Annotated in this window: 1 protein-coding gene; it reads left to right on the top strand. The window is 77.6% G+C overall.

Annotation, left to right across the window (positions count from 1 at the left end; genetic code table 11):
• Window positions 1–1,910 (top strand): hypothetical protein (locus tag F2B26_RS15980; RefSeq protein WP_159811036.1); only part of this gene is annotated, 1,910 nt, incomplete at its 5' end.
• Between the last annotated feature and the right edge of the window lie 26 nt (window positions 1,911–1,936).

The following is a 1,936-nucleotide window of genomic DNA, read 5'->3' as shown; positions in this document are numbered from 1 at the left end:
CCGACCTCGTGCAGCCCGACGGCGGCTGCCGCACCCTGGCCGACCCGGGCCCCGACGGTGCGGTCCCGCACTGGGCCGACTACCTGGCCGCAGCCGCGCAGGACGAGTACGAGGCGGTGCCGGGGCTGCTCGGCGACCGGCTCACCGCCGCCGGGGTGCGGGTGCGCGCCCTCGGGCCCGGTGCCGCGGTCGCCACCGCGACGAGCGCGGGCAGCACCGTCGGCCGCTGGTCACCGCTGCCCGCCGACCCGGCCGCGCTGCGCACCCAGGTCGCCGAGGCGCTGACCGGCGGTGACCGCCTCGTCGTGGTCGACGCCGGTGCGGTGCGCGACGGCGACGCGACGCTCGCCCAGGTGGACGAACGGGTCGCCGCCGCGCTGGCTGGGGTGCACGACGCGACGGGCACCGACCCGACCGTCCTGGTCAGCTCGCTGGCCGACCGCGACGGCACCCCCTCGCTGCAGCTCACCGCGGTCCGCGGGCCGGGTGCCGGGCCGACCCTGGCGACCTCGGCCTCGACCCGGCAGCCCGGGATCGTCACGGTGACCGACGTGCCGGCGACCCTCGCGCACGCGCTGGGCCTGGACGCCACCTCCTTCATCGGCGCCCCGATCGCGTCGACGGCGACCGCCCCGGCCGACCGGGTCGCCGCGCTCGTCGACACCGCCCGGCACGCCTCGGTCGCCCGGCCGCTGGTGCCGGCGTTCTACCTGGGGCTCGTGCTGCTCAACCTCGCCCTCTACGCCGCGGTGGCATTCGGGCTGGCCCGCGCACCGGGGGCCCGGGCCGCCGGGGAACCGCAACGGCGGCGAACCCTGGCGGTGACCCGTGCCGTCGCGCTGGGGGTCGGCGCCGTGCCGGTCGGGCTGCTGCTGGCCAACCTCGTGCCGTGGTGGCGGGCGCCCGCCCCGGGCCTGGCCCTTGCCGCGAGCGCCGCCGTCCTCGACGTCGCGCTCGTGGCTCTCGCGCTGCTCGGCCCGTGGCGCGGCGCGGTGCTCGGACCGGCCGGGGTGCTCGCGGCCGTCACCGCGCTCGTCATCGTCGTCGACGTGGTGCGTGGCGGCGGGTTGCAGCTGTCGGCGGTCATCGGCGCACCGACGCTGGCCGCGGGACGGTTCTACGGGTTCAACAACACGGCGTTCGCCCTGGCCACGGCCGCGACGCTGTTCGCCGCCACCGCACTGGTCGACCCGTGGGTGCGGGCCGGACGGCGGGGGCTCGCGGCCGGCGTGGTCGCCGTGGTCGGGCTCGGGCTCACGCTCGTCGACGGCACGTCGTCACTCGGTGCGGACTTCGGCGGTCCGCCCGCGCTCATCCCAGGGTTCACCGTGCTCGCCCTGCTGGCCGCGGGTGCCACGATCACCTGGCGCCGCGTCGTCGCGGTGCTCGGCGGGGCGGTCGTCGTCACCGGCGCGTTCGCCGTGCTCGACTGGCTGCGCCCGGCCGACCAGCGCACCCACCTGGGTCAGCTCGTGCAGACCGCGCTCGACGGCGGGCTGTGGGTCGTCGTCGGCCGCAAGGTCTCGGCGAACCTGCACATCATCGGCAACAACCGCCCGCTCACGGTGCTCACGCTGGCCGGGGTGGCGTTCGTGGTGGCGGCCCTGGTGCGGCCCGTGCGCACGGTGGTGCTGTCGCCCGACGGCGGACGGTACGGCTGGTTGTCGCACGGCACCGCGCTGGGCGCCCTGGCGACGGCCGCACCCATGCTCACCCCGTGCCTGGTGGCCACGGCGACGGCGCTGCTCATCGGGTTCGCGGTCAACGACTCCGGGATCGCGATCCCGGCCATCGGGGTGGCCGTCACCGTGCCGCTCGTCATCGCCACCTGCGCGAGCTGGCTGGCCGGGCTCACCGGGCCGGCTCGCCCCAGGTCGGACGCCGGCCCGGCAGCGGAGGTCGAGGCATGATCCGGCGCCACGTGCGGGCCGCGCTC

The sequence above is a fragment of the Cellulomonas citrea genome, assembly GCF_009829685.1.
In the GTDB taxonomy this organism is placed as follows: domain Bacteria; phylum Actinomycetota; class Actinomycetes; order Actinomycetales; family Cellulomonadaceae; genus Cellulomonas; species Cellulomonas citrea.
This window is presented reverse-complemented; position numbering and strand designations above follow the sequence as displayed.